Origin of the sequence: Stenotrophomonas sp. NPDC077461, from assembly GCF_049545475.1 — a bacterium.
GTDB lineage: Bacteria > Pseudomonadota > Gammaproteobacteria > Xanthomonadales > Xanthomonadaceae > Stenotrophomonas > Stenotrophomonas nematodicola.
Genome location: NZ_JBMWDO010000011.1, coordinates 134,255 through 156,490 on the forward strand (window position 1 = coordinate 134,255; position 22,236 = coordinate 156,490).

At 68.9% G+C, this 22,236-nt stretch carries 20 protein-coding genes and 1 tRNA gene; 11 read left to right on the forward strand and 10 right to left on the reverse strand.

What is annotated here, in order from left to right; translation table 11 throughout:
• Positions 1–146: 146 nt before the first annotated feature.
• On the forward strand, positions 147–599 hold the full coding sequence (locus ACPEH8_RS17215) for an Rrf2 family transcriptional regulator (RefSeq protein WP_153165100.1): 453 nt from the start codon (positions 147–149) through the stop codon (positions 597–599).
• The gene (locus ACPEH8_RS17220; protein WP_017354760.1) at positions 589–1,497 is read left to right on the forward strand and encodes an NAD(P)/FAD-dependent oxidoreductase; all 909 of its coding nucleotides are present in this window, start codon (positions 589–591) and stop codon (positions 1,495–1,497) included. The genes ACPEH8_RS17215 and ACPEH8_RS17220 overlap by 11 nt, the downstream gene beginning before the upstream one ends.
• Here the strand turns inward: ACPEH8_RS17220 and ACPEH8_RS17225 are convergent.
• The 4 genes from ACPEH8_RS17225 to ACPEH8_RS17240 all read right to left on the reverse strand — a co-directional run bounded on the left by ACPEH8_RS17225 (position 1,487) and on the right by ACPEH8_RS17240 (position 5,913).
• The gene (locus ACPEH8_RS17225) at positions 1,487–2,710 is read right to left on the reverse strand and encodes an RtcB family protein (RefSeq protein ID WP_017354759.1); all 1,224 of its coding nucleotides are present in this window, start codon (positions 2,708–2,710) and stop codon (positions 1,487–1,489) included. The two genes, ACPEH8_RS17220 and ACPEH8_RS17225, sit on opposite strands and share 11 nt — an antisense overlap.
• 3 nt (positions 2,711–2,713) lie before the next feature.
• The gene (locus ACPEH8_RS17230; protein WP_017354758.1) at positions 2,714–3,844 is read right to left on the reverse strand and encodes a slipin family protein; all 1,131 of its coding nucleotides are present in this window, start codon (positions 3,842–3,844) and stop codon (positions 2,714–2,716) included.
• Between the two features lie 317 nt (positions 3,845–4,161).
• Positions 4,162–4,233: transfer RNA gene (locus ACPEH8_RS17235), tRNA-Arg, on the reverse strand.
• A 723-nt stretch (positions 4,234–4,956) separates the two neighbouring features.
• Positions 4,957–5,913: an aldo/keto reductase gene (locus ACPEH8_RS17240; protein ID WP_136006060.1), complete on the reverse strand. Its 957-nt coding sequence runs from the start codon at positions 5,911–5,913 to the stop codon at positions 4,957–4,959.
• A gap of 175 nt (positions 5,914–6,088) precedes the next feature.
• Here ACPEH8_RS17240 and ACPEH8_RS17245 point away from each other — a divergent pair, with 175 nt between their 5' ends.
• Complete coding sequence (locus tag ACPEH8_RS17245) at positions 6,089–6,949, forward strand: class I SAM-dependent methyltransferase (protein WP_017354755.1); 861 nt, start codon at positions 6,089–6,091, stop codon at positions 6,947–6,949.
• Between the two features lie 74 nt (positions 6,950–7,023).
• A complete protein-coding gene (locus tag ACPEH8_RS17250) occupies positions 7,024–7,563 on the forward strand; it encodes a pseudouridine synthase (RefSeq protein WP_153165098.1) in 540 nt (179 codons plus the stop codon).
• Between the two features lie 78 nt (positions 7,564–7,641).
• On the opposite strand, the gene ACPEH8_RS17255 is transcribed toward ACPEH8_RS17250, so the two are convergent.
• Entirely contained in the window at positions 7,642–8,031 is a 390-nt protein-coding gene (locus ACPEH8_RS17255; RefSeq protein WP_017354753.1) for a hypothetical protein, read from the reverse strand.
• A 174-nt stretch (positions 8,032–8,205) separates the two neighbouring features.
• Positions 8,206–10,710, reverse strand: coding sequence for an ATP-dependent helicase HrpB (gene hrpB / locus ACPEH8_RS17260; protein WP_153165097.1), 2,505 nt, complete (start codon positions 10,708–10,710; stop codon positions 8,206–8,208).
• A 91-nt stretch (positions 10,711–10,801) separates the two neighbouring features.
• Here hrpB and ACPEH8_RS17265 point away from each other — a divergent pair, with 91 nt between their 5' ends.
• Complete coding sequence (locus ACPEH8_RS17265) at positions 10,802–11,836, forward strand: hypothetical protein (RefSeq protein ID WP_262072170.1); 1,035 nt, start codon at positions 10,802–10,804, stop codon at positions 11,834–11,836.
• 160 nt (positions 11,837–11,996) lie between these two features.
• The gene (locus ACPEH8_RS17270; RefSeq protein WP_017355679.1) at positions 11,997–12,812 is read left to right on the forward strand and encodes a TatD family hydrolase; all 816 of its coding nucleotides are present in this window, start codon (positions 11,997–11,999) and stop codon (positions 12,810–12,812) included.
• A gap of 17 nt (positions 12,813–12,829) precedes the next feature.
• Here the strand turns inward: ACPEH8_RS17270 and ACPEH8_RS17275 are convergent, their stop codons facing one another.
• Genes ACPEH8_RS17275 through ACPEH8_RS17290 form a run of 4 tightly spaced genes read right to left on the reverse strand, consistent with a single transcriptional unit; the run spans position 12,830 to position 16,464 of the window.
• Complete coding sequence (locus ACPEH8_RS17275; protein WP_423667634.1) at positions 12,830–13,717, reverse strand: NAD-dependent epimerase/dehydratase family protein; 888 nt, start codon at positions 13,715–13,717, stop codon at positions 12,830–12,832.
• A 2-nt stretch (positions 13,718–13,719) separates the two neighbouring features.
• Positions 13,720–14,664 (reverse strand): 2-dehydropantoate 2-reductase, encoded by a 945-nt coding sequence (gene panE / locus ACPEH8_RS17280; protein ID WP_423667637.1) that lies wholly within the window; start codon positions 14,662–14,664, stop codon positions 13,720–13,722.
• 43 nt (positions 14,665–14,707) lie between these two features.
• Positions 14,708–15,508: an ABC transporter permease gene (locus tag ACPEH8_RS17285; RefSeq protein WP_017355682.1), complete on the reverse strand. Its 801-nt coding sequence runs from the start codon at positions 15,506–15,508 to the stop codon at positions 14,708–14,710.
• Positions 15,505–16,464, reverse strand: a complete 960-nt coding sequence (locus ACPEH8_RS17290) for an ABC transporter ATP-binding protein (RefSeq protein ID WP_017355683.1) — start codon at positions 16,462–16,464, stop codon at positions 15,505–15,507. The genes ACPEH8_RS17285 and ACPEH8_RS17290 overlap by 4 nt, the downstream gene beginning before the upstream one ends.
• Positions 16,465–16,565: 101 nt before the next feature.
• On the opposite strand from ACPEH8_RS17290, the gene ACPEH8_RS17295 reads away from it, so the two are divergent.
• From ACPEH8_RS17295 to ACPEH8_RS17315, 5 genes are all read left to right on the forward strand, one after another.
• A complete protein-coding gene (locus ACPEH8_RS17295; RefSeq protein ID WP_153165092.1) occupies positions 16,566–17,315 on the forward strand; it encodes a ferredoxin--NADP reductase in 750 nt (249 codons plus the stop codon).
• Between the two features lie 59 nt (positions 17,316–17,374).
• Complete coding sequence (locus ACPEH8_RS17300) at positions 17,375–18,580, forward strand: GGDEF domain-containing protein (protein WP_136006046.1); 1,206 nt, start codon at positions 17,375–17,377, stop codon at positions 18,578–18,580.
• A gap of 67 nt (positions 18,581–18,647) precedes the next feature.
• On the forward strand, positions 18,648–20,168 hold the full coding sequence (locus ACPEH8_RS17305; protein WP_423667640.1) for an alpha/beta hydrolase: 1,521 nt from the start codon (positions 18,648–18,650) through the stop codon (positions 20,166–20,168).
• A complete protein-coding gene (locus ACPEH8_RS17310; RefSeq protein ID WP_136006043.1) occupies positions 20,165–20,911 on the forward strand; it encodes an ATP-binding cassette domain-containing protein in 747 nt (248 codons plus the stop codon). Before ACPEH8_RS17305 ends, ACPEH8_RS17310 begins: the two co-directional genes overlap by 4 nt.
• A complete protein-coding gene (locus ACPEH8_RS17315; protein ID WP_423667643.1) occupies positions 20,908–22,092 on the forward strand; it encodes an ABC transporter permease in 1,185 nt (394 codons plus the stop codon). Before ACPEH8_RS17310 ends, ACPEH8_RS17315 begins: the two co-directional genes overlap by 4 nt.
• Positions 22,093–22,236 lie beyond the last annotated feature (144 nt).

The following is a 22,236-nucleotide window of genomic DNA, read 5'->3' on the forward strand; positions in this document are numbered from 1 at the left end:
GGAGCGTGTCGGGACCTTCTGAAGTGGGAGGTCCGTCACGCTTACCGTTCCATTCAAGGATGTGAATTCTTTGTGACGTCTCTGTCGAAGTGATGAATGGAACAGCGCCACTGGACAGCCCGCAAATATGTAACTATCGTAGTTACATGAAATCCAGCAACCAGTTCTCCGACGCCCTGCACGTGATGGCCCACCTGGTCGGTCAGGACGGCCCACGTACCTCCGAACAACTCGCCACCTGCCTGCCGACCCACCCCGTGGTGATCCGGCGTCTGCTGGCGGCGCTGCAGAAGGGGGGGCTGGTCAGCAACGTGCGCGGTCACGGCGGCGGCAGCCAACTGGCGTGCGACCCGGCCAGCATCACCCTGCACGACGTCTATGTCGCCGTCGGCGCGCCCCCGCTGCTGCACACCGGTGCGCGTGAAGGCGGCCGCGGCTGCCCGGTCCAGCAGGTGGTGAACGCGGCGCTGGACGACAGTTACCGGCAAGCCCAGGCGCTGCTCGAAACGCGCCTGCGCGCCACCACCCTGGACACCCTCGGCGCGGCCTTCGCCCGCCACCTGGCCCACCATGCTGCTGGAGGTTCCCATGACGTTTGATGCCGTGATCATCGGTGGCAGTTTTGCCGGTCTGTCCGCCGCGCTGATGCTCGCGCGTGCCCGCCGCGAGGTGCTGGTGATCGACGGCGGCCTGCCGCGCAACCGCTTCGCCGCCCACTCGCACGGTGTGCTTGGCCTGGATGGCATCGCCGGCAGCGAGCTGCTGCGCCGGGCCAAGGTGCAACTGCTGGACTACCCGACCGTGCGCTGGCTCAGCGACACGGTGGACAGCGCCTCGCGCACCGCCGATGGCTTCGCCGTCCATACCACCGGTGGCGAGACCTGGGCTGCGCGCAAGCTGCTGCTGGCCACCGGTATCCGCGACGAACTGCCCGCACTGCCCGGGCTGGCCGAGCGCTGGGGCCACAGCGTTCTGCATTGCCCGTACTGCCACGGCTACGAGATCGGCGGCGGGGCGATCGGCCTGCTGGGCGGGCATCCGATGTCCAGCACGATGGCCGGGCTGCTCGCCGAGTGGGGCCAGGTGACCTTGTTCGCGCACGGCATGACGCTGGACGAGGACGACGCGGCCCGGTTGCAGCGACGTGGCGTTACTGTCGAGCATACGCAGGTCGTGGGGCTGGACGGCGAGGCCCCGCAGCTCAGCGCAGCCGTGCTCGCCGACGGCCGCCGCATCGATCTGCGCGCGCTGTTCGTGACCGCCCGTCAGCACATGGGCTCACCGCTGGTCGAGCAGCTCGGCTGCGCGCTGGATGAGAGCCCCGTCGGCGTGCTGGTACGGGTGGATGCGCAGAAGCAGACCACGGTGCCCGGCGTGTACGCGGCGGGTGATGCCACCGTGGTCGGCAACATCACCCTGGCCAATGCCGAAGGGGTGCGCGCGGGTATCAGCCTTCATCACGCACTGGTGGCCGAGGACAGCGCGGTCATCCCTTGATGCACACCACCTGGCGCAGGGTGTGCACCACCTCCACCAGGTCGCGCTGCGCTGCCATCACCGCCTCGATCGACTTGTAGGCGGCCGGCGATTCGTCGATGACCGCCGCGTCCTTGCGGCATTCCACATGGGCGGTCGCCTCGCGGTGCTGCGCCAGCGTGATCTGCTGCCGCGCGGCCGTCCGGCTCAGTACGCGTCCGGCACCGTGGCTGCAGCTGTGGAAGCTCTCCGCGTTGCCCTTGCCGCGCACGATGTAGCTGCAGTCGCCCATGCTGCCGGGAATGATTCCCAGCTCACCTGCACGTGCACTTACTGCGCCCTTGCGGGTGATCAGCAGGGGTTCGCCGCCGTGGGTCTCGCGCTGCACGTAGTTGTGGTGACAGTTCACCGCCAACGCCTCCAGCTGGAACGTCGGCAACCGGTGGCGCATCTCGGCCAGCACCCGCGCCATCATCGCCTCGCGGTTCTCGCGGGCGTAGTCCTGCGCCCACGATACCGCCTCGACGTAGTCGTCGAACAGCGCTTCGCCCTCCATGAAGAACGCCAGGTCCCGGTCCGGCAGGTGGAAGCCAAGCACCCGCCGGGCCAGCTGCTCACGCGCCTGTTCGATGAAGTACGTGCCGATCAGGTTGCCGGTGCCACGTGAGCCACTATGCAGCATCACCCACACCGCGCCGGTTTCATCCAGGCAGATCTCGATGAAGTGGTTGCCGCCGCCCAGCGTGCCGATCTGGTTCTCCAGCTTGTCGGTGCGGATGCGCCGATGACGCTGCTTGATCGCGTCCAGCCGCGTCACCAGACCGGAGCGTTCGATCCGGGTGCGGATACTGTCGGGCAACCGGCGGTGTTCACCGCCACGGCCGTTGCCGACCGGCACGCTGCGCTCGATGCTGCTGCGCAGCTGGGCCAGGTTGTCGGGCAGGTCCTTGGCGCGCAGGGTGGTGCGCACCGCCGCCATGCCGCAGCCGATGTCCACGCCGACAGCAGCGGGGATGATCGCGCCGCGCGTCGGGATCACCGACCCCACCGTGGCGCCCTTGCCCACGTGCACGTCGGGCATCACCGCCACCCACGGGCCAACGAACGGTAGTGCGGCAATGTTGGCCAGCTGTTCGCGGGCCAATGCGTCCACCGGTACGCCGCGTACCCAGCCCTTGATCGGGGTGGTGCCGCCTTCGGCGTGCAGATACTCGAATGTGTGTTGCATGTTCATGGATCATTCCTTTGGCTTCATCGTCACCAGCTGCTTCAGCACGCCATCCAGGCCGCCGAACACGGTGAGCTTGTCGATCTTGGCGGTGACCTTTTCCAGCGCCTCCAGCTCCTTGAGCCGCATCAGTACCGGGCTGTCCTCGATCAGCCTGGCGGTGTTGAGCAGCGAACGGGTGGCGTTGGCCTCCTCGCGTCGGCGTACCACATTGGCCTGCGCTTCCTTCTCGGCCTGCACCACGGCATTGAAGATCTCGCGCATGTCGCCGGGCAGGATCACGTCCTTGACGCCGACGCCGAGCACGTCGGTGCCCAGGCCCGCCACCTGCGCACGCACGCGCACCAGGATGTCGGCGTCCAGTGCGGCCTTGTCGGCCAGCAGCTCGTCCAGCGAACGCGCCGATACAGCCTGGCGCAATGCGAACTGCAGCTCGCGATAGACCTGCTCGCCTACCTTGGCTACCCCGGTCCGTGCGGCCACCGGGTCGACCACACGCGTGCTGGCCGACAGGTTCACGCGCAGCGAGACCTTGTCGCGCGTCAGCAGCTCCTGGCCGCCCACCTCGACGGCCTGCAGGCGCAGATCCACTACATCCACCACCACGCTGCTCTGCAGGTTCCAGAACGACACGGGGCCGGGGCCCAGCGTACGCGCCAGCTGGCCATCGATGAACACCAGCGCGGCGTGCTGCTCCGGCACATGGGTAGTCACCGTGTAACGCGACAGCAGGCCGATCTGGCGCAGCCGCAGCACGATGTCCGCCGGCACCACCGGTACCGTCTCCAGCGCCACGGTCTCCACCCGTACCGGGACCAGCCCACGCCAGTAAAGCTGGCGTGCGTCCGGCGGCAACACGTCGCACAGGCGCTCCTGGGCGTACACCAGGCCGATTTCGCGCGGGCCGATGTCGGCCAGCACGAACGACTGCTGCAGATCCGCGTCGTGACGGGCCATCAGCAGGTCGGCATCGGTGCCGGCGTAGCGCGGTGTGCGGATGTCGTGCAGCACGACCTCACGCTCGCCGCGCGGATCGAACCAGCGGTGGGTACCGGGGCCGAGCACGGCCTCGAACTGACGGTTGCGATACACCAGGCCGCGCTCGCTTTCGCCGATCACGACCTTCCTGGTCCAGAACATGGGCATTCTCCTGTGGGCTCTGGTGGTGGCATCCGGTGCGGTGACCGCCCGCCACCCGGATACCGGCCACGACGCGCGGGGTGCCCCGTGGGGCGGAAGAAGGTGGGAGCCCCGCGACGCCGGCGACGCGGCGCCAGGGCGCTGTCGGCGTCGTGCCGCGACGCACGCCACCACGGTTGGCATGGCGGAGCGTCGGGTCGTTGCGCGTCCAGGGCGCTGGCCCGGCGGCGGAAGCGTTGCCCGGCCGCGGCACCGCGATGCAATGCGGTGCCGCGACAGGGCGGGGGATCCCGAGTGGGCCTGCGCCCGATTGCAAGGGTCTGGAGCGGGATTCGAACCCGCAACACGCAGGGCGAACCTGCGGCTCTACCGATGAGCCATCCAATGACATGCCGGAATCGAACCGACCTGCGCGGCCTTCGCCGCTGCCCGCACCAGCAGGCCGATGTCGCACCGGTGTCGATCATCCCGGCATACGCCACGACACGGTCGCGCGCACCAGGCAGGCGAAAGCCTGCACCGTTGAGATAATCGAACAAACCGATGCATCAATATCGGACAAGCCGATATCAATATGTCATGCACATAATCACCCGTCGCCCGTGCCCCACACCAGGGCACAGCGCTCTCGCGCCTCTCGGCAACACGTCCGTGTGGTCAGGCAGTCCTTGCCCGGGTGTGGACGATGGGGGAATACGGCATGGTGATCCTGTGTTGAAGCGATGCCAACGCAAACGAAAACGCCCCCGGATGCAGCATCCGAGGGCGTTGGCATGCCTCGGAGATCGGGGACCGATCTCCGTGCAGGAAGATCAGTCGATGGCCAGCGTCAGTGCCTTGCCCGCGACATCGCACGGACGCAGCGCGTGGGTCGCGCTTGGCAGTCGGTCGGCGATGGCGGGGAAACAACGGTGCATGACGGGCTCGGTTGAAGGGATGGGATGCCGCACGCTGCGGCGATGGGCGCGAACATTACCCGGGTTTGAATCTGCGCGCAAGCGGTTATTGAACCTGTTTTATTAACCCGGAGATTCACGGGTACTGCGGGCGCGTGTCGGAAAAAGAAACAGCCGCCTCGCGGCGGCTGTCTGGTCACGGCACCACGGCGCGCTTCAGTCCTCGGCGCTGGCCGCGTCGAGCTGCGCGATATCCTGCGCGGATAGCGTCACCTGTGCGGCTGCCAGCACGTCCTTGAGTTGTTCGACGCTGGTGGCACTGACGATCGGCGCGGTGATGCCCGGCCGTGCGATCAGCCATGCAAGCGCCACCTGCGATGGGCTGGCACCGTGCGTGCCGGCGATGTCGTCCAGCGCGGTGAGAATGCGCAGGCCACGCGGATTGAGGTACCTGTCGACCACGCTGCGGCCGCGTGCGCTGCTCTTTGCCGCATCGTCGGCACGCCGGTACTTGCCGCTGAGAAAGCCACTGGCCAGCGAGTAATAGCTGATCACGCCGATCTGCTGCTCGCGGACCAGCGGTTCCAGCTCGGCTTCATAGCCGCCCCGGTCATACAGGTTGTACTCCGGCTGCAGCGTTTCATAGCGCGGCAGCGCGTAGTCGGCCGACACGGCCAGCGCATCGCGCAGCCGCGACGCGCTGTAGTTGGAGGCGCCGATGGCGCGCACCTTGCCCTGGTCGATCAGCCGGCCGAACGCGGCCAGGGTGGTCTCCAGCGGCGTGGATTGGTCGTCTTCGTGTGCCTGGTAGAGATCGATCACATCGGTCTGCAGCCGACGGAGCGAATCCTCCACCGCCGCGGCGATGTTGTCCGCGGACAGGCCCGGCCGCTCGGCCCACTTGGCCACCTTGGTGGCCAGCACCACCTGATCGCGCTTGCCGCTGCGCTTGAACCAACGGCCGAGGATGGATTCCGATTCGCCGCCGGCATTGCCCGGCACCCACGCCGAGTAAGCGTCGGCGGTATCAACCAGATTGAAGCCGGCATCGACGAAAGCGTCCAGCAGATCGAATGAGGTCTTCTCGTCGGCGCTCCAGCCGAACACGTTGCCGCCGAAGGCGATGGGGTGGACGGAGAGGCCGGAGCGGCCGAGGTCCCGCAGTGCAGTCATGGGCGATGTCATCCTTCTGAAAGCCAGAGCGACAGGATAAGTCGATGCCGATGACCGCGTTGCGGCAGCAGGCACAAAACAGTGTTCCGTCGTGCTGCATCGCACTAACGTTTTGTGAACACCTGGGGCGCCGTGGCTGCTAGTCTCGCCGCAACCCGCCGCCAGGAAACCGCCGATGAAAACCCGTTCGCTGACCACTGCCTGCCTGTTCACCCTGTCCGCGCTGCTGCTGTCCGCACCGGCGCTGGCAACCAAGCCAGCCGGCCCCAATGCGCAGATCGCGATCACCCCCGCCGTGCAGACCGCTGTGCAGGGAAGCTGGCGCGACCCGGCCAACGTCAAGCGCGATCCGTGGCGCCATCCGGCGCAGACGCTGTCGTTCTTCGGCGTGGCACCGGGCAAGACCGTCATCGAGATCACCCCGGGGGGCGGCTGGTACTCGGAGATCCTGGCCCCGCTGCTGCGCGACAACGGCACTTACGTGGCGGCGGTGGTCGATCCGATGGCGGTCGCCGAAGGCCGCGGCCGCGATTACCAGCAGCGCAGCCGTGATGGCCTGGAAAAGAAGTTTGCCGCCAACGCCGCGCTGTACGGCAAGACCCGCGTGGTGGCCTACGATCCGACCGCGCCGCAGTTCGGCGCGCCCGATTCGGCTGATGTGGTGCTCACCTTCCGCAATGTGCACAACTGGCGCAGTGCGAACCAGGCCGAAGGCATGTTCAAGGGCTTCTACAGCGTGCTCAAGCCCGGTGGCGTGCTGGGCGTGGTTGAACACCGCGCCACGGCCGATGTGCCGGCCGATGACAAGAGCGGCTACGTCGGGCAGAAGCAGGTGATCGCGATGGCCGAGGCCGCCGGCTTCACGCTGGCCGGCAGCAGCGAGATCAATGCCAACCCGCGCGACACCAAGGACCATCCCAACGGGGTGTGGACGCTGCCCCCGTCCAACAACCATGAGGCCGCCGACGATGCGAAGTATCAGGCCATCGGCGAGAGCGACCGCATGACCCTTCGCTTCGTCAAACCCGCCAGGTAACGGGCCGGGGCGGCCGCGCGTCGCACGGCCCCGGGGGATGGGACAATGTTCCGTCCCCCGTTGTCGTCTCCGCCATGCTGATCGCCTTCAACAAACCGTTCAACGTCCTGTGCCAGTTCACCGACCGCAGCCAGCCGCCGCGCGCGACGCTGGCCGGATTCGGGCTGCCGCCGGACGTGTATGCCGCCGGTCGCCTGGACTACGACAGCGAAGGCCTCCTGCTGCTCACCGACGATGGCGGTCTGGCGCATGCCCTCACCGATCCGCGCCACAAGGCGGACAAAACCTACTGGGTGCAGGTCGAAGGCACCGCCACCGATGCGCAGCTGCAGGCGCTGCGCGCGGGCGTGCAGCTCAACGACGGGCCCACCTTGCCGGCCGGCGTGGAACGCCTGGAACCACCGCCGTCGCTGTGGCCCCGCACACCGCCGGTACGGTTCCGCAAAACGGTGCCCGATGCGTGGCTGGCGATCACCCTGCGCGAAGGGCGGAACCGCCAGGTGCGGCGGATGACTGCTGCGGTGGGTCTGCCCACGCTGCGGCTGGTACGGGTGGCGATGGGCGCACACGCGCTGGACGGCCTGCAACCCGGGCAGTGGCGGCGGATCGATTGACATCCGCTGGGCGAGGATCCAGAAAAAAACCGCCGGCAATGCCGGCGGTTTCCATGTCACGCAGATGCCGCAGCGCGATCAGGCATCGCTGCCGATATCGCTGTGCTCGTCGACCACGGTGTCGTTGCGGCGGTTGCGTGCGCTGATGCGCTGCGCCTGGCCGTCGACCACGCCGCCGTTGGCGAGCTTCTTCTTCTGCTGCTTGCGGTACAGCGCGTAGCCCAGCAGGCCGACACCGACGGCGGCGGCGGCGATGGTTACGGCCGGATTGCGGCGCACCACCTTCGCGGCCACCCTGCTACCGGTCTTGACCGCGCCCAGTGCGGCGCCGGTCTTGATCCAGTCGGTGGCCTGCGGACCGAAGTGGCGCAGGTTGGTACCGGCATGTTTGAGGCCGTCGCCGGCACTGCTTGCCAGGTCCAGGGCGCGCTCGAGGGCGCGGTCGGTAATCACGGTCAATCTGCTCATGGGGGGTCCTTTGCCTCGGTTCCTGTCCAGTGTCGCGCGTGGGCCGTGTAGGGCGTGTTATCCGCTCCGCACAACCGGATCACGACTGTAGCGGCTTGCGTGCGGCGATGTCGCCGCACCCGGAGCGCCGGTCAGCCGGCAGCCATGAATGCGCACGGCGCGTTACGCCCGGCGTCACGTGCCGCGCGGTTTGGCCCGATGCGTCGCGGTGGCCGTCCACGGGTCGTCCGGCCACGGATGCCTGGGGTAGCGCCCTTTCATCTCCTTCTTCACCTCTGCGTAGGTAGTGGCCCAGAAGTTGCGCAGGTCCTGGGTCACCTGCAGCGGCCGGCCACCGGGCGACAGCAGGTGCAGGGTCAGTGCGACGCGGTTGTCGGCAATCCGCGGCGTGTCGGCCAGGCCGAACAGCTCCTGCAGTTTCACCGCCAGCACCGGTGCCTGTGGGGTGCTGCCGTCGGCGTCGACGGCGTAGTGGATCGCGCGCTCCATGCCCGATGGCACGGACATGCGCACCGGCGCGTGGCGATCAACCAGCTGGCGCTGGGCCCACGGCAGTGCCGACTTCAGGGCTTCGCCGAGGGTGGCTTCGTCCAGCGCGTCCAGCCGGGTCCGGCCCGCGAAGGCGGGCGTCAGCCAGCGCGGCAACGTAGCCATCAGGGCGGCGTCGGACACGTCGGGCAGCTCCAGCGCCGGCATCCAGCTGCGCAGGCCCAGCACGCGTGCCTGCCACTGGCGCAGGCCGTCGGTCCACGGCAACGCCGCCAGGCCGAGTTCGGCCACCGCCTCGGTCAGGGCCTGCGCGGCCAGCGCCGGATCCACGCGGCCGGCTGAACGGCTGTCGAGCACGATGCGGTCGAAGCGGGTTTCGCGGCGGGCCACCAGTGCCCGCTTCTCGGCGTCCCAGCGCACCACGTCTTCCTGCCTGAACCGCTCGGGGAAGTCCCGGCGCAGGCGGTTCTCATCGACCGGCGCAGCACGCAGCAGCAGCGCGTCGCGCGCTTCGTAGCGCAGTTCCACCGCTACCAGCCACGGTTCGCCGCGCAGGTCGCTGGGATCGAACAGGCGGGCACTGCGGCCGTTGGCGAGCAGGTAGCGCAGCGGATCGGTCGGGTGACGCGCCGCGATGCGGTCGGGGAATGCATGCGCCAGCAGATCGCCGAGGCGGTGTGCCTCGACCGAGGTGGGGGGCGATGTGTCGCAGCGCAGCCGCCGCCGCCATTGCTTGCCGGCCGCGTCGATGGCGGCCAGCGCGCCGCGGTTGGCGTCGTGCGGTGCGCGCCCCTGGCGGAAGGCAGCCAGCGCACGCCAGCGTGCGGCCAGTGCATCGCCGCCCTGGCGCAGCGGGTCGCGCGCTTCCACCAGCGCGGCCAGGTCGCAGGCCAGTGCCTGCTCCTCGCCGTTGCCGGCGGCCAACAGCATGGCTGCCAGGCGCGGATGCGTGCCCAGCGCCAGCATGCGCCGGCCGGGCGCGGTGAGTGCGCCGCTGTCGCTGATCGCGCCCAGCCGCTGCAGCAGCTCGCGCGCGGCGGCCAGCGCGCCGACCGGTGGTGTATCGACGAAGCGAAGGTCGTCGCTGCCCCAGGCCGCCAGCTCCAGCGCCAGTGAAGCCAGCTCGACCTGGGCGATCTCCGGTCGCCGCTGCGCGTCCAATCGCTGTGACTGCGGCCACAGCCGCCAGGCCCATCCCTCCGCCACACGTCCGGCGCGGCCGGCGCGCTGATCGGCCGACGCCTGCGCGATGCTGACCACGTCCAGCCGCGCGAAGCCGCTGTTGGGGTCGTAGCGCGGTTCGCGCGCCAGACCGGCGTCGATCACCACGCGCACGCCGGGGAGGGTCACCGACGATTCGGCCACATTGGTCGCCAGCACCACGCGGCGTTGACCGTGCGGATCGGGCTGCAGCACGCGGCTCTGCTGTTCCACCGGCAGCTCGCCGTGCAAGGGCAGCACCTGGATATCGGCGGGCAGCACCTGTTCGAGCGCGGCCTGGGTGCGTGTGATTTCGCGTTGGCCGGGCAGGAACACCAGCACGTCGCCCGGGTGGGTGGCCAGCGCCTGTTCCACCGCGCGCCGGGCCTGCGCCTCCAGGGCCTCGTCGCGGCGGGCGGGGAAATGGCTGATCGCCACCGGGTAGCTGCGTCCCTCGCTGCTCAGGCGCGGCGCGTCGAGGAACTGTGCCAGCCGCTCGCCATCCAGCGTGGCCGACATCACGACGATGCGCAGGTCCTCACGCAGCTGCGCCTGCACATCCAGCGCCAGGGCCAGACCGAGGTCGGCGGCGAGGTGGCGCTCATGAAACTCGTCGAACAGCACCGCGCCGACCCCCTCCAGCATCGGATCGTCCTGCAGCATGCGGGTCAGGATGCCTTCGGTGACCACCTCCACCCGGGTGCGTGCGGACACCTTGTTCTCGAACCGGATGCGGTAGCCCACCGTTCCACCGACCTCTTCGCCGCGCTGGCGCGCCATGAACTGCGCGGCACTGCGCGCGGCCACCCGGCGCGGCTCGAGCATGATGATCTTCCGGCCCTGCAGCCACGGCGCGTCCAGCAGCGCCAGCGGCACCTGGGTGGTCTTGCCCGCGCCGGGCGGCGCTTCCAGCACCAGGCGCGTGCGCGCCTCCAGTTCGTTCAGGACCTGCGGCAGCAGTGCGGTAATCGGGAAAATCGGGGTGCTCATCGGCGTAGGATACGGCGTCCGCAACGCTGCGCATTGCCAGCGCGCGGCCGGCGTGGTTCCCTGTGCCGCCCTGGAACCACGGTAGATCTGGATGTCTGGTGCTGCGCGCGTGCTGTGGGTGCTGGTCTGGTGTGCAGCCGCATCGTTCACGACGATGGCCTCGGAACCGGTGGATGCCGGCGCTCCGCTGGACGCGCCGTATGATGGCAATCACTGGGCCATGCTGGTGCGTGCCCAGATCCAGGCGCGCTATTTGCCGGCGGGGTTGAGCGATGACGCCGCGATCCGGCGCGCGGTGGCCGACGGCACGCTGCGCGAGGCGGTGTATCCCAGCGTGCAGCTGGGCGACGACGTCGCCTACATCATGACCAACGCGCTGACAGGCAGCACCCTGGACCGCCGCAGGAATCTCCTGGCCTTGTGCCGGCAGGCCGATGGATTCCAGTTGCTGCTCGATGACGCCGACCGCTGCGGAAACGACAGCGCTCGCCACCTGCGTTTCGTGCAGGACGCAACTGGTGGGATGGTGTGCATGGCCTGCGCCTCGCTTGGCCTGCCAACGCACTGGGAGCGCCATGACCGGCCCGCGCGCTGTCCGCTGCCGGAATGGGACCGGGCCGCCGCGCAGCGCCAGTTCGACGTCTGGCAGCAGCGCTTCGCGCAGGACATGCAGCCCTACCTGAGCGCAGCCAGTGACGCCCTCTGGCAGGCGCAGGTGGATGCGGGCCGGTCCGTGGACGCCACGGTAGTGCCGGCATCGCGCGCCAGTGCCGCGCTGATGGCGATGAGCACCGCGCCCGAGGCATTTGCCGACGCCCTGGACGTGCCCGGTGAGCGGCGCCGCGATCTTCTGGCCCATCTGCTGACCCTGCTGCGCACGGCGAAGGTCAGCGGGCGCGGTGGCCTCTATCCCGAACCGGAGCCCGTGCTGGAAGCCATCTGCGCGCAGGTGTGGTATCTGCAGCTGCCGGGTACGGCTGGCCCGACGTCGACGCCTGGCAACGACCGCTTCGTTCGCGGTGCCGCGCCCTTCATCACGGTGCAGCCGCATGGCGGCCAGGTGCGGCTGGCGGGGCTGTCGCGCGAATTGGCGGAGATTCTGCTGGCACCCGCGCCGGCCGACTGAGCGCGCACCGCCGAGCCACTCTGTGCCGCCATGCGCTGCTGTGCCTGCCGTGCCTATCGTCTAGCCTTCCCGCCCACGGGGAGCGCCACGACCTGGTGCAGACGTGAGCGCGCCGGGCAAGCCGCTACAATGACGGGGTTTCCCGTCCCGCAGCAGCCCCATGCACCTGATCGATATCGGCGCCAACCTCACCCACGACTCCTTCGACCGCGACCGCGACGCCGTGCTGGCGCGCGCCCGCGAGGCCGGGGTGGTGCAGATGGTGATCACCGGTGCCAGCCGCGAGCACTCGCCGATGGCGCTGGAACTGGCACGTCAGCATCCCGGCGTCCTGTATGCCACCGCGGGCGTACACCCGCACCACGCGGTGGAGTACACCGACGAATGCGATGCGGAGATGCGCGCGCTGCATGCGCATGCCGAGGTGGTGGCGGTGGGCGAGTGCGGCCTGGATTACTTCCGTGACTTCGCCCCGCGCCCGGCCCAGCACCGTGCCTTCGAGCGCCAGTTGCAGTTGGCTGCCGACGTGGTCGCTGCCGATGGGGCGCGCAAGCCGCTGTTTCTGCACCAGCGCGATGCGCACACCGATTTCATGGCGCAGATGAAGAACTTCGACGGCCGACTGGGCGCGGCGGTGGTGCACTGCTTTACCGGCGAGCGCCAGGAACTGTTCGACTACCTGGACCAGGACTGGTACATCGGCATCACCGGCTGGTTGTGCGATGAACGTCGTGGCGGCCACCTGCGCGAGCTGGTGAAGCACATCCCGGCCAACCGCCTGATGATCGAAACCGACGCGCCGTACCTGCTGCCGCGCTCGCTCAAGCCGATGCCCAAGGACCGTCGCAACGAGCCGATGTTCCTGTCGCACATTGTCGAAGAGCTGGCGCGTGATCGGGGCGAAGCGGTAGAGACCACGGCCGCCCATGCGACGGCGGCCACGCGCGCGTTCTTCCGGTTGCCTGACGTGGCCTGAGGCGCAATGGCCGTGAGCTACCGGTGGCCGTCGCCGTTTGCCCAGGCGTCGGCCAGACCCTCGCGGTAGGTCGCGAAGCGGGGGCGCCACTGAAGGGCCGCGCGTGTGCCGCGGCTGTCGATGCGTTTATTGCTGGCATAGAAGCGTCGCAGCGAGGCGGGGATGGCCGGGTCATCCCAGGCCTGCGCGGCGGGCAGCGGCAAGCCACTCAGCAGCGCGGCATGCGCGAGCACGTCCTGCGGCGGGGCCGGTGCATCGTCGGCGGGCAGATACAGCGCGTGGCCATGCGGCCGCTGCATCGCCGCCAGCACCGCACCGGCCAGATCCTCCACATGCAGCCGGTTGAATACCAGCCCGGGCCGTACCACGTGCCGCGCCTTGCCCTGTGCCAGCTGCACCAGTGCGTTGCGCCCACGGCCGTACAGGGCGGGCAGGCGGAACACCGCCGAGGTGATGCCGCGTGCCTGTGCGAACGCGCGCCACTGCTGCTCGGCGCGCAATCGCCGGACGGCGGTGTCGTTGTCCGCATCGGCACAGGTGTGTTCGTCAACCCAGTCCCCGTCGCGGTCGGCGTAGACCGCCGTCGAGGACAGGTAGCCCACCCAGCGCAGCGCGGGACTGTCGTGCAGTGCATCGGCGAGCACGCGCAGCGCCGGGTCGCCCGCATCCGCCGGCGGCACACTGCATACGATCGCGTCCGCGCGCCGGATTGCCGCGTGCAGCGCCTCATCGACCGGGACACCGTCGGCCAGCCGATACCGCGTCAGCCCGTCATCGGGGGCCGTGCCGGGGTCGCGCGCGGTGCCGCTGCAGGCGATGCCCTTGGCCTGCAGCAGGGCGGCCAGGTGCCGCCCGCTGTAGCCCATGCCCAGCACCAGCACGCGCGCCGGCCCGGCGGTGTACATGCTCAGGCGTCGCGCAGGCGCTGGTAGGCCTGCAGGTGCGCGTACGCCACCGCCAGCAGCGGTGCCAACTGCCCGGCGGCGCGCGCGCGGGCGAGCATGTCGCCCACGATCTGCCCGGCCTCCACCTGCTGGCCGGCCTCCAGATCACGCAGCATCGAGGCCTTCAGCGTCGACCCGGCCTGGGTGATGGCCCCCAGCGCTGCGTCGCGGGCCTTGTCCGGGATCGGCTCTCCGGCCGCGTCGGCCACGGCCAGGCACTCGTCGTACATGCCGCGCACGATCGCGGCGCCATCATCGGTGGCCACGATCGTGCCGACATCGGCGCGCATCAGGCAGGTGGACGCCGCCAACGTGGTCAGGAACGTGTACTTGATCCACTGCTCCTGACCGATGGCATCACTGGCCACGTGATCCACGTTGGCCTGCACGCAGGCGGCCGCGAGGGCGAGCACGCGCGCGCTGCTGCCGGTGCCGTCGCGCTCGCCGAACGTGAGCTTGGCCGGGGGTGCCAGGTGCACGACCGCCCCATCGGCGGCCTTGGTCGCGCTGATGAAGCACAGTCCGCCCAGCACCGCATCGCGCCCGAAGCGGGCATCCAGCGCGGCGTAGTGGCGCAGTCCGTTGAGGATCGGCAGCACCGTGGTACGCGAGGACATCGCCGGTGCAATCGCCTCGATCGAACTGTCCAGGTCGTAGGCCTTGCAGCTGAGCAGCACCAGATCGAACGGCTGCGCCGCAGCCAGCGCGGGCAGCGCCTCGGCAGTGACGTGCCGCACCGGGAACGCCGCATCGCCGAGCGGGCTGCGGATCACCAGGCCGTCGCGGTCCAACTGCGCCGCGCGCGCCGGGCGCACCAGGAAGGTCACGTCCACCCCGGCCTGGGCCAGCCGGCCCCCGAAGTAACCGCCGGTACCACCGGCGCCCAACACCAGAATGCGCATCGTCACTGTTCCTTGTTCTTTTGGGGAGCCGGCCAGCGGCCGGCGCTACTCAACTGCGCATGCCGACGCCACGACGCAGCAGCCACAGCGCCAGGGCGGTCAGGACCACCACGAAGCCGATCATCAGCGCGTAGGCCACCCACAGCGGTACGTCGCTGGTGCCCAGCAGGCCATAGCGGAAGGCGTTGACCATGTAGAAGATCGGGTTGGCATGGGTGGCCGCCTCGGCCCACGTCGGCAGCAGCTTCACCGAGTAGAACACGCCGCCCAGGTAGGTCAGCGGGGTCAGGATGAAGGTCGGCACGATCGCCACGTCGTCGAACTTCTTGGCGTACACGGCATTGATGAAGCCGGCCAGCGAGAAGATCGTCGCACCCAGCAGCACGGTGGTCAGCGTCACCAGCGGATGCGGGATGCGCACCGGGGTGAAGAACATGGCGATGATCAGCACGATGATGCCGACCATCAGGCCGCGCAGGACCGCACCGGACACGTAGCCCCACAGGATCACCCAGTTCGGCATCGGGCTGACCAGCAGTTCTTCCACGTGGCGGCCGAACTTGGCACCGAAGAATGACGAGCTGATGTTGCCGTAGCTGTTCTGGATCACGCTCATCATCACCAGGCCCGGCACGATGAACTGCATGTAGCTGTAGCCGCCCATCTCGCCCACGCGCGAGCCGATCAGGCCGCCGAAGATCAGGAAGTACAGGGTCATGGTGATCGCCGGCGGCACCAGGGTCTGGCCCCAGATGCGCAGGATGCGCGCCACTTCGCGGCGCACGATGGTCATCAGCGCGATGCGGTTGCGCTGGCCGTCGGTCAGGACGGGCGTGGGGGTGCTGCTCATGCTGCGTTCTCCTGGTTGCCGGTGAGGCGCACGAACAGCTCCTCCAGGCGGTTGCTCTTGGTCCGCATCGAGCGCACCCGGATACCGGCGGCGTTCAACGCTTCAAACACCCGGTTCAGGTCCATTGCGCGCGGCATGTCCACGTCCAGCGTGTGGCCGTCGGTGGCGATCAGGGTGGCGCCCTCGATCACCGGAAGCTGCGCGGGCAGCGTGCCGTCGATATCGAACAGGAAGCCCTCCACGTCCAGCTTGGCGAGCAGCTCGCGCATCGGGCCCTGGGTGACGATCCGGCCGTGGTTGATGATGGCCAGGTTGCGGCACAGGTGCTCGGCTTCTTCCAGGTAGTGCGTGGTGAGGATGATGGTGGTGCCGGCGGCATTGATCTCCTTGAGCACACGCCACATGTCGCGGCGGATCTCGATGTCCACGCCGGCGGTCGGCTCATCCAGGATCAGCAGGCGCGGGCGCGTCATCATCGCGCGGGCGATCATCAGCCGGCGCTTCATGCCGCCGGACAGCGTACGGCTCATTACCTGCGCCTTCTCCCACAGGTGGGCGCGCTTGAGCTCTTCCTCGGCCATCTTCTCGGCCTCGGCACGGGCCACGCCGTAGAAACCGGCGTAGTTCACCAGGATGTCGAAGGGCTTCTCGAACAGGTTGAAGTTGATCTCCTGGGGAACCAGGCCGATCAGCCGCATGGTGGCGCTGCGCGCGCGCACCAGATCGCTGCCGAACACCTCGACCTGGCCTTCGCTGAGGTTCACCAGCGAGCTGATGATGCCGATCAGGGTCGATTTGCCGGCGCCGTTGGGGCCCAGCAGCGCGAAGAAGTCGCCCGGGGCGACGTCCAGCGAAACGCCTTTCAGCGCCTGGGTGCCGTTGTCGTACGTTTTGCGGAGGTCGCGCACCCGCAGGGCGGGGGCGGTCGGGGACGCGGGAGTGTTCTGGGAAGCCAAGCTCTTGCCTTCGCGCCCAGGGGCGGCGCTGGATAGGGGCGGGGAGCGGCTATTATAGAAGGCCCCGAGGGCTTGCCCCGGCTACACACTGTCCCGAACACGTGCCTGTTCAATTTCCTCTCAAATTGGTCGACCGGCGGATGCTGGCGCCCACCGTCGGCCACTACCAGTTCCTGCGTGATGACGGCCAGCCGCTGGATTTCCAGCCCGGCCAGTTCATCCAGGTCCACTTCGAGTACGCCGATGGCACCGCCACCAAGCGCAGCTATTCGCTGGCGACCATCCACGACCATGCCCTGGGCGCCGGCGATGCGGTCGACATCGCCGTCAGTTTCGTCCCCGGCGGGGCCGCCACGGCCCTCTTCGAGGGCCTGGACATCGGCGGCCATGTCACCGCCAGCGGTCCGTTCGGGCGGTTCTGCCTGATGCCGGGTGACCACAACGCCCGCTACCTGCTGATCGCCACCGGCACCGGGGTCACCCCGTACCGCTCGATGCTGCCCCTGCTGGCCACCGCCATGCGCGAGCGCAGCGTGGAGGTGGTGCTGCTGCAGGGCGCGCGGACCCCGACCGAGCTGCTCTACAGCGACGACTTCTACGCGTTTGCCGCCGCGCACCCCGGCTTCCGCTACGTGCCGTGCCTGTCGCGCGAGCTGCCGGAGCATCCGCACCCGGACGTCCGCCACGGCTATGTCCAGCAGCACCTGGCCGAGTTCGCGCCCAACCCGGCCACCGACATCGCCTACCTGTGCGGCAACCCGGACATGGTTGATGCCACTTTCGAGGCATTGAAGGAAGCCGGCCTGCCGACCCCGCAGGTACGCCGCGAGAAGTACGTCAGCAGCAAGTAACACCGGGTCCGAGCGGGTTCACGCTAAGATGCGCGCGCCGCTCTGGCGCGCGAGGCTGCATGTCCCTGGATTTCCCTACCGTCGCCATCATCGGGTACCTGCTGTGCGTGGGCATCGCGATCGGGTTTTCGCTGATGCTGGTGGTGCTGCGCGGCCAGCCGGTGCTGCGTCTGTGGACGCTGAGCCTGTGGCTGCTGGCCGTGAGCGTTACCTTGTTGGGGCTGCGCGCCCAACTGCCACAGGTGCCGGCGATCCTGCTCGGCAACGCGACCATCGCCGCTTCCGGCGTGCTGATGCTGTGCGGCGTGGCCCGCCATCTCGACTACCGGTTGCCGCTCTGGCAGCCGCTGGCCCTGGCCGCCCTGTTCATGGCCGGCATCGCCGTTTTCCTCATCCCGTTCCCCAGCCTGGCCATCCGGCTGGACGTGTTCAGCCTGTTCGCCGTGCTCCTCAACGGCTGGATGGCCTGGCTGCTGCTGCGCCGCGCGCCCGACGCCCAGCGCACCAGTTGCCGCCTGGCTGCGGCCGTGTTCGCCACCGAAGGAGCGGTGTATCTGGTCCGGCTGTTCCTGCCGGTGGCGCCCGACGCGGGCGAGGACATCCTGCGCACCGGCTCGCCGATGTTCCTGACCTACATCGCGGGCGTGATGCTGGAGTTGGCCCGCTGTTTCGCGCTGGTCCTGCTGCTGGTCGAGCGGATGCTGGTCGATCTGCGCCGGCTGGCGCGCACCGACGGGCTGACCGGTCTGCTCAACCGCAGCGCGGTGCTGGCCGATGGCAGCGCGCTGCAGGCGGCATGCCGGCAGCAGCAGCGGCCGCTGGCGTTGCTGCTGCTGGATGTGGACCACTTCAAACAGGTCAATGACCGCTGGGGCCATCTGGCCGGCGACCGGGTCCTGCGCAACGTCGCCGGTGTGCTGGCCACCGCCGTGGCAGACCGACCGCATCTGCTGGGACGTTACGGCGGCGAGGAGTTCGTGCTGCTGCTGCCCGATGCCACCCCCCAGCAGGCGCTGGCGTGGGCCAATCGCCTGCGCGACCGGCTGCAGGCGGCGCCCGCCTCGGTGGGCAGCACGGCAGTGCCGGTCACCGCCAGCATCGGGGTGGCGGCCGACCCCGGCCAGGGCGATCTGGCCGGGCTGCTGGCTGCCGCCGACGCCGCGCTCTACCAGGCCAAGGCCGAGGGCCGCGACCGGGCCGTTGGCGCCCGGGCCGACGGGGAGGCATGCCCTGTGGCCGTCGCCGCCGGCGCGGCGTCCGTGTAAGTTGGGTCACATCCGCCGCGCGGGTTCGTCGTGGTGGCATGACTTTCAACAAGGGGAAGCAAGGAAGATGTCCAGGAAACAGTTGAGGCTGGCCGGGGCGCTGGCCGTGGCCTTGTGCGCCGGCTGCAATGCGCCCGCACCGGAAAGCGCGTCGGGCGGCACCGGCGCCAGCCGTACTTACGGCACGCTGGCGTTCAAGCCCTGCACGCTGAACAGCGCGCAGGCCAGTGCCAATGTCGAAGCCCAGTGCGCGACGTTGCAGGTGCCGGAGAATCCGGCGGCACCGGACGGCCGCAGGATCGGCGTGCACATCGCCTGGCTGGAAGTGGCCAACCAGGGCGCCGGCAAGACCGATCCGGTGTTCTTCCTCGCCGGTGGCCCCGGCCAGGCCGCCACCGAAGTGGCCGCACCGATCAACCAGGCCCTGCGCGAGGTACGCAAGCAGCGTGACATCTTCCTGATCGACCAGCGCGGCACGGGCAAGTCCAACCCGCTGACGTGCCTGGGCGCGGACGGCAAGGAGCTGCCGCTGGACGAAACGGCAGCGCCCACGCCGGCCCTGATCGCCGACTACGCGCAGCGCTGTGCCGCATCACTGAAGGACCGTGCCGACACGCGCTTCTACACCACCACCGAGGCCATCGGCGATCTCGACGCCGTGCGCGCCGCGCTGGGCGTGGACAAGGTCAACCTGGTCGGTGGTTCCTACGGCACCCGCGTCGCGCAGCATTACGCCGCGCGCTACCCGCAGCACACCCGCACCGTGGTGATCGACGGCGTGGCGCCCAACGACCTGGTGGTCGGCGGGGACTTCGCCAATACCTTCGAAGATGCCATCGCGCTGCAGTCGGCCCAGTGCCGCAAGGACGCTGCCTGCGCCAGGCGTTTCCCGGTGGATACCCGGACCCAGCTGCGCAACGTTATGACCACCCTCGCCAAGGCGCCGGTCGAGGTGGAGTACCGCGATCCGGGCACTGCCGAGGTCAAGACTGACGTGCTGACCGCCGACACCGTCACCGGCCTGGCTTTCGCCTTCTCGTACATGCCCGAGCTGTCATCGCTGCTGCCGGTGGTGCTGGACGAGGCGGGGCATGGCCGCTACGCGCCGCTGATGTCGCTCAGCCGGCTGGCCGGGCGCAGCCTCGGCGTGCAGATGAACCGCGGCATGCAGTGGTCGGTGATCTGTGCCGAAGACGCCGACCGCTACCAGGAACCGGCGGCTGCCGATCGCCTGCTGGGCCCGGAGGTGTCGCGGATGTTCTTCGCGGCCTGCCCGGTGTGGAACGTGGGCACCCGCCCGAAGGACTTCACAGCGCCCTTCGCCTCGTCGCTGCCGGTGCTGCTGCTGTCGGGCCAGTTCGATCCGGTCACGCCGCCGCGCTACGCCGAGCAGGTGCTCAAGCAACTGCCCAACGGCCGTCACCTGCTCGCCAAGGGCCAGGGCCACGGCACCATCAACGCCGGCTGCATGCCACGCCTGCTCGGCCAGTTCGTGGACAGCGCCGATGCCAAGGCACTCGACGCCAGCTGCCTGGACACCCTGAGCCCGGTGCCGGCCTTCACCTCGTTCAACGGATGGGAACCATGATCGTCGCCGACAACCTGCACAAAGCCTTCAAGACCAAGACCGGGCTGATCAAGGCCGTCGAGAACGTCGGTTTCCACGCCGCGGATGGCCGCATTACCGGCCTGCTCGGCCCCAACGGCGCCGGCAAGACCACCACCATGCGCATGCTGTACACGCTGATGACGCCGGACCAGGGCCGGGTGATGGTCGATGGCATCGATGCGGCCAAGGACCCGGTGGCCGTGCGCCGCCAGCTGGGCGTGCTGCCCGATGCGCGCGGTGTCTACAAACGTCTGACCGCCCGCGAGAACATCGCCTACTTCGGCCAGCTGCACGGCATGAGTGCCGCGCAGATCCGCGACCGTACCAGGGTGCTGTCGCAGGCGCTGGACATGGAAGACATCCTGGACCGTCAGACCGACGGTTTCTCGCAGGGCCAGCGCACCAAGACCGCCATCGCACGCGCGCTGGTACACGACCCCCGCAACGTCATCCTCGACGAACCCACCAACGGGCTGGATGTGATGACCACCCGGGCACTGCGCGGATTCCTGCGCGGCCTGCGCGAAGAGGGCCGCTGCGTGATCTTCTCCAGCCACATCATGCAGGAGGTGGCCGCGCTCTGCGATCACATTGTGATCATCGCCAAGGGGACGGTCATGGCGGCCGGCAGCGCCGATGAGCTGCGCGCACAGACCGGGGAAACCAACCTGGAAGATGCCTTCGTCAAGGCGATCGGTTCGGAAGAGGGGTTGCACGCATGAGTTCGTTTGCTACGTTGTGGATCGTGATGCGCAAGGAACTGCGCGACCTCTCGCGCGACCGTCGCACGCTTGCGCTGACCCTGCTGCTGGGACCGCTGCTGTACCCGCTGCTGTTCCTGGGCATGGGCAAACTGGCCGAAAGCCGGGTCAAATCGCAGATCGACAAACCGCTGGAGATCGCCACGATCGGTGCCGAACATGCCCCGAATCTGGTGCGATTCCTGGCGTCCCAGGGACTCAACACGGTGGCCGCACCGGACGACCTCACCACCGCCATCCGCGACCAGAAGATCGACGTCGCCCTGCGCATCTCGCCCGGATTCGCCAAGGACTGGCAGGAAGGCCGCCCGGCGCTGGTGGAGATCGTCAAGGACAGCACGCGTCGCAGTGCCGACATTCCCAGCTCGCGGCTGGAAGCCGCATTGGGCGGGTACAGCCAGCAGGTGGGCGCGTTGCGTCTGCTTGCCCGTGGTATCGATGCCCAGGTCGCACGACCGCTGGACATCGCCACCCAAGACATGGCCACAGTCGAAGCCAAGCGTGGTCTCCTGCTGTCGGTGCTGCTGCCGCTGCTGCTGATCATCACGTCATTCCTGGGCGGTGCCTACCTGGTGATGGACACCACCGCTGGTGAGCGCGAGCGGCAGTCGCTGGAGCCGTTGCTGGCCACGCCGGCATCGCGCAGCGCCATCGTCAGCGGCAAGATCACCGCCGCCTGCGCGGTGGGCATGGCCTCGCTGCTGCTCACGCTGCTCGCGTTCAAGCTCAGCGCGCAACTGTCCACCACCGGGCCCGGGCGCCAGCTCAACATGGGCTTTCTGCCGATGGTGCAGATGCTGCTGATCATGACGCCGATGCTGTTCATCGGCACCTCGCTGCTGACCTTCCTCTCGGCAGCGGCCAAGAGCATGAAGGAAGCGCAGAGCCACATGACCTGGCTGATGCTGCTGCCGATGCTGCCCAGCTATGCGTTGATGGTGTACCCGCTGAAGAGCGAGCTGTGGCAGTTCGCCGTGCCGTTCCTGGCGCAGAACCAGATGCTGCTCAAGATCATCCGCCAGGAAAGCATCAGTGCGCAGATGTGGGGCGTGTACCTGGCGGCCGGATTTGGCCTGGCGGCTGTGCTCTGGTTTGCGGCCGTGCGCCGCTACCACCAGGAGCGGTTGGCGATTTCGGGCTGACCGTGAAGGGCGCGGTGGGGGGGGGGCGCCCCCCCCCCCCCCCCCCCCCCCCGGGGGGGGGGGGGGGGGGGGGGGCCCCCCCCCGACGGGCGGTCAGATCTCGACCGGTCCGACGTCCATGCCGTCGTAGTCTTCCACGCCGTT

Excerpts from the sequence above, each read along its gene's own strand:
- hrpB (WP_153165097.1), bottom strand. The coding sequence starts at position 10,710 with ATGAGCACCCCGATTTTCCCGATTACCGCACTGCTGCCGCAGGTCCTG.
- ACPEH8_RS17250 (WP_153165098.1), top strand. The coding sequence starts at position 7,024 with ATGCTGATCGCCTTCAACAAACCGTTCAACGTCCTGTGCCAGTTCACC.
- ACPEH8_RS17240 (WP_136006060.1), bottom strand. The coding sequence starts at position 5,913 with ATGACTGCACTGCGGGACCTCGGCCGCTCCGGCCTCTCCGTCCACCCC.
- ACPEH8_RS17305 (WP_423667640.1), top strand. The coding sequence starts at position 18,648 with ATGTCCAGGAAACAGTTGAGGCTGGCCGGGGCGCTGGCCGTGGCCTTG.
- ACPEH8_RS17285 (WP_017355682.1), bottom strand. The coding sequence starts at position 15,508 with ATGAGCAGCACCCCCACGCCCGTCCTGACCGACGGCCAGCGCAACCGC.
- ACPEH8_RS17230 (WP_017354758.1), bottom strand. The coding sequence starts at position 3,844 with ATGTTCTGGACCAGGAAGGTCGTGATCGGCGAAAGCGAGCGCGGCCTG.
- ACPEH8_RS17220 (WP_017354760.1), top strand. The coding sequence starts at position 589 with ATGACGTTTGATGCCGTGATCATCGGTGGCAGTTTTGCCGGTCTGTCC.
- ACPEH8_RS17225 (WP_017354759.1), bottom strand. The coding sequence starts at position 2,710 with ATGAACATGCAACACACATTCGAGTATCTGCACGCCGAAGGCGGCACC.
- ACPEH8_RS17215 (WP_153165100.1), top strand. The coding sequence starts at position 147 with ATGAAATCCAGCAACCAGTTCTCCGACGCCCTGCACGTGATGGCCCAC.
- ACPEH8_RS17310 (WP_136006043.1), top strand. The coding sequence starts at position 20,165 with ATGATCGTCGCCGACAACCTGCACAAAGCCTTCAAGACCAAGACCGGG.
- ACPEH8_RS17255 (WP_017354753.1), bottom strand. The coding sequence starts at position 8,031 with ATGAGCAGATTGACCGTGATTACCGACCGCGCCCTCGAGCGCGCCCTG.
- ACPEH8_RS17270 (WP_017355679.1), top strand. The coding sequence starts at position 11,997 with ATGCACCTGATCGATATCGGCGCCAACCTCACCCACGACTCCTTCGAC.
- ACPEH8_RS17300 (WP_136006046.1), top strand. The coding sequence starts at position 17,375 with ATGTCCCTGGATTTCCCTACCGTCGCCATCATCGGGTACCTGCTGTGC.
- ACPEH8_RS17315 (WP_423667643.1), top strand. The coding sequence starts at position 20,908 with ATGAGTTCGTTTGCTACGTTGTGGATCGTGATGCGCAAGGAACTGCGC.
- ACPEH8_RS17265 (WP_262072170.1), top strand. The coding sequence starts at position 10,802 with ATGTCTGGTGCTGCGCGCGTGCTGTGGGTGCTGGTCTGGTGTGCAGCC.
- ACPEH8_RS17245 (WP_017354755.1), top strand. The coding sequence starts at position 6,089 with ATGAAAACCCGTTCGCTGACCACTGCCTGCCTGTTCACCCTGTCCGCG.
- ACPEH8_RS17275 (WP_423667634.1), bottom strand. The coding sequence starts at position 13,717 with ATGTACACCGCCGGGCCGGCGCGCGTGCTGGTGCTGGGCATGGGCTAC.